Source organism: Collinsella sp. AM13-34 (assembly GCF_003473055.1).
GTDB lineage: Bacteria > Actinomycetota > Coriobacteriia > Coriobacteriales > Coriobacteriaceae > Collinsella.
Map to the genome: position 1 here is coordinate 1 of NZ_QRLE01000045.1, position 3691 is coordinate 3691.

At 62.9% G+C, this 3691-nt stretch carries 4 protein-coding genes; 2 read left to right on the forward strand and 2 right to left on the reverse strand.

The annotated features are described in order from the left end of the window. Together DW151_RS10235 and DW151_RS10240 are read right to left on the reverse strand one after the other, a co-directional pair. Positions 1-863: FtsX-like permease family protein (locus tag DW151_RS10235; protein WP_147351784.1), on the reverse strand; the 863-nt coding region annotated here is incomplete at its 3' end. Then, on the reverse strand, positions 856-1587 hold the full coding sequence (locus tag DW151_RS10240; protein ID WP_118335736.1) for an ABC transporter ATP-binding protein: 732 nt from the start codon (positions 1585-1587) through the stop codon (positions 856-858). The genes DW151_RS10240 and DW151_RS10235, both read right to left, overlap by 8 nt. Before the next feature lie 312 nt (positions 1588-1899). Between DW151_RS10240 and DW151_RS10245 the strand changes: the two genes are divergently transcribed. Next, positions 1900-3183 carry an ATP-binding protein gene (locus DW151_RS10245; RefSeq protein WP_118335738.1) on the forward strand — a complete coding sequence of 428 codons (1284 nt, stop codon included), beginning with the start codon at positions 1900-1902 and terminating at the stop codon, positions 3181-3183. A gap of 16 nt (positions 3184-3199) precedes the next feature. Continuing rightward, on the forward strand, positions 3200-3691 hold a 492-nt coding region (locus tag DW151_RS10825), incomplete at its 3' end, for a hypothetical protein (RefSeq protein WP_233543399.1).

Sequence of the window (3691 nt, forward strand, 5' to 3'; positions counted from 1 at the left end):
AGCCGGCCGACGGGCGAGCGCACCGCGGCGGGCAGCACGCCGGCGACACGCAGGGCGGCACGGACGCCGCGCGCCCCGAAGGCCACCATCGCCAGCAACGAGAGGAGCCCGGCGAGGGCCACGAGGTTCGCCATGGCCTGGGAGAGCTGCCCGCCCGCTGATTCTGCCGCCGGGAGGCCGGCGAGGGGCGTCGCGAGGGCGCAGGCGACGAGCGCCCACCCGAGGATGGGGTGGCCGCCCCGCCCCCGCCTTCCTGCGCGGCCTCCCCGCAGCGAATCCACGGGCCTCACCCGTGCGGCGCGCACGGCGGCCGCGACGGAGCCGAGCATGCAGGTCGCGACGCCGAGGGCGAAGGAGAGGGCCCACGCGGCCGGGGAGGCGAAGAACGGCGGAGGCGTGAAGGATCCGAGGCCGCCGCTGAAGCCCTCCGCCGCCATGCCGTCGAACGCGGGGACGAGCAGGGCGGAGAGCGGCACGGACGCGAGGCTCCCCGCGAGCGAGCCGACCGCCGAGGCGATGCCCACGAGCAGCAGGGCGCCGCGCCCCGCCTGCCCCGGCGTGGCGCCCATGAGCCGCCAGAGCGCGAACGTCGGGCGGCAGCGCTCCACCGTCGCGGCGCCCACCGCCGAGAGCGAGAAGAGGGCAAGCAGTGCCACCTCGGCGTACACGGTGACCGAGACCGCCTGGAACTCGAAGGCGGAGAGCCCCGCCGCGCCGGCGGCCGCGCCGAAGGCTTTCGACGACGTCCAGGCGAACTGGTTCGCGCACACGCCCACGAGGGTGGAGGTCGCGGCGATCACGAGCACGATCGGGACCCAGCTTGCGAGGTCCTCGCGGAATATCCTGAGCGCGTACCTACCCACGGCCGATCGCCCCTTCCCGCGTGCCGGCGAGCACCTGCTCGGGCGTGCAGTGGCCGGCCACGCGCGTCACCAGCCCGTCGCGGACGAACGCCACGCGGTCGGCCGTCGCCGCGGCGTCCACGTCGTGCGTGACCATGACCACGGTCGTGCCGGCGTCTGCCATCTCACGCAGGACGCCCAGGACGAGCGCGGTGTTCCTCGTGTCCAGGGCCCCCGTCGGCTCGTCGGCGAAGAGCACCGCCGGGCGGGAGAGCAGGGCGCGCACCAGGGCGGCGCGCTGCTGCTCGCCGCCGGACAGCCCTCCCGCGGGCGCCTTCGCGCGGTCGGCGAGGCCGAAGCGCCCGAGCAGGTCGCGGAGCCTCCCGCGGTCGACCTTCCCCCGCGCGAGGGCGATCGGCAGGGTCGCGTTCTCCTCCACCGTGAGGTAGGGGACGAGGTTGTAGCTCTGGAACACGAACGCCGCAGCCTGCCGCAGGAAGCGGGTGCGGGCGCCCTCGCCCATGGCGTACAGGTCGCGGCCCGCGACCAGCACACGACCCTCGTCCGGGGCGTCCAGCCCGCTCATGCAGTACAGGAGGCTCGTCTTGCCCGCCCCCGACGGCCCCACGATCGCCGTGAGCCCGCCCGCGGCCGCGAGCGAGCAGCCCCTGAGGACCGGGACGCGCTCCTCGCCCGTGTCGGCCCAGCGCTTGACGCCCTCGGCCCTCACCTCCGCCGCAGCCATGCGCGGCACCTCCCTTCGGGCGGGCGCCCCGCGCCCGCCGACTCGTCCGTTCGACGCCACCCATGGAACCACCGCCCGTGCGCCCCGACGCCGCGCGCCAGTCGGTTGCCATCTCCAGATGGCAGTCTCGGTCTCGGTTCTGGTGCCACCACACCAGCGTGGGTGGGGGATACAGTTGCAAGTGGAGGTCATAAGCTGCGTCGAGGAAGGAGCCGGAAAATGAATCGCGCCGCATCTCCCTCGATTCGGAGAGCTTCTAGATTACAATGTTAAAAACTTGCACGAAATGCAAATCTTTCGCATGGGGGATTCATGATCATCCGTCAGAAGTACCTTGACCAGCTTCTCGCCTTTCGGGATCGAGACCTCGTCAAGGTCGTTACGGGGGTTCGTCGTTGCGGGAAGTCGACCCTTCTGGACATGATGCGCGAGCATCTGGCAAGGGAGGGCGTTTCCCGGGAGCGACTTCTCACGTTCAAGATGGAGTCCATGGAGTTTGATGGCTTGGATTATCGCGGGCTTTACCAGCTTGTTCGCAAACGGACAGAGGGAATCGTCCATCCCTATCTCTTTTTTGACGAGCTCCAAGAGATCGAGGGTTGGGAGCGCGCGATTAATTCCCTGCACGTTGACCTTGATTGCGATATGTATATCACGGGGTCCAACGCCTATCTGCTGTCGAGCGAGCTTGCCACGCTGCTCTCGGGGCGTTATGTGGAGGTCGAGATGCTGCCGCTCGTCTTCTCGGAGTTTCTCGATTTCCAGGGAGCGTCACTGTCCTCTCGCGCTGCGGCTGGGATGGATGTCTTCGAGTTGCCGGATGGCTCGCTTAGCACGGCGGTTGGCCTGTTTGATCATTATCGTCGCTACGGCGGGCTGCCGTACCTATCCTTGGGTACGCTAGACGGGGCGGTTCATAAGGCCTATTGCAGGTCACTGTACGAGACGGTCGTCATCCGGGATATTCTCGAGCGCGATCGCAGGCGTGGCCGCAGGCAGCTCACAAGCCCTGATTTGCTGGAGCGGACATGCCGCTTCCTTGCAGACAATATCGGTAACGAGAATTCTGTCAACAGTATTGCCGGAGCGTTGCGGGCTGACGGCGTCGAGGCTGCTAACAGTACTGTCGACGCCTACATGGGAGCGCTTGATGAGGCGTATCTCTTCTATCCTGTTCGGCGTTATGACATCAAGGGCAAGGATCTCCTGAAGACAGGTGGAAAGCGTTATATCGTGGACACAGGAATCCGTAATTATCTGCAGGGCTACCGTGATTCCGATCAGGGGCGCGTTTTCGAGAACATGGTCTATTTGCAACTTCGCTACGAGGGCTTTGAGGTGAGCGTTGGAAAGCTGCGCTCAGGTGAGGTGGACTTCGTAGCGTCGGGGTCAGACGGGCGTGCGTACATTCAGGTAACCGAGGATATGACTGACTCGGCGACCATGGAGCGTGAGCTCAGGCCGCTGCGCGCCATACGGGATGCATATCCAAAATTCGTTATTGCTGCCCGGGGGAGTTATCCAAGGGAGGTTGACGGGATTCGTATCTTAGGGGTTGCTGACTTCTTTTTACATGGAAGACCGCTGTTAGTGTAGAAGGAGTTCTTCATCCATGTATGTTATTAAAAAGTTTATTAAAGAGAAGATGAACGATAGATTATTTCGGGCATTGTTCCTGTCGGCAGTAGTCTTTGCGTTAATGGCTTCATTTTCATGTCCCCTTTCGATTCTGAGACCATTTTTCGGCCTATTTGTTTCAGCATCTCTTTATTTTGTTCCCGTATGGTTGCCATCGAAGTTTCAAATTCGCGAACAGCGAGAGACTAAGATAGGAGTCCATCCAATCGCATGGGCAATCTGGCAATCTGGCTACTGCTTTATAACAATAATGTATCTTCTGATAATCATAAATACTAGTCACACTGGAATCCCAGTATGGTCATTTGCTTTTCCAGCGGTAGTGGGCAGCGGATATTTAGTTAGCTATGGAGATAAATTCATTATAGAGAATCGTCTCTCGGATTCGATGCCAAAGGCTCAGTACAACTACGCGCACGCATTAATCCTTGATTATCGACTTTATCCGAACACCTCCCACATTCAT